Source organism: Thalassospira sp. UBA1131, from assembly GCF_002311515.1.
Lineage (GTDB): Bacteria > Pseudomonadota > Alphaproteobacteria > Rhodospirillales > Thalassospiraceae > Thalassospira.
Genome location: NZ_DCAO01000096.1, coordinates 16113 through 16330 on the forward strand (window position 1 = coordinate 16113; position 218 = coordinate 16330).

The window sequence follows — 218 nt, forward strand, 5'->3', positions numbered from 1 at the left end:
CCCTGATCGGTCAGGGTTGCGGCCAGCTCGAAGCTTGAGCCGTTCCAGACATCCCATCGTTTGGGATCATCAATCGGGGCGCGTACCAGACAATTGCGCGACTCTTCCCAGTTATCGGCCCGACGCCAGACAATGGCGTAATAGTAGTTCTGCCAGGAGATGATGTTGGTCACCGTCACATAGCTTGGCGCGCGTTTGCGATCATCGCGATAGGGTTC

At 56.9% G+C, this 218-nt stretch carries 1 pseudogene; it reads right to left on the minus strand.

Annotation, left to right across the window (positions count from 1 at the left end):
* A pseudogene (locus B3Z49_RS14955) lies at positions 1 to 218 on the minus strand (hypothetical protein); the annotation flags it as partial.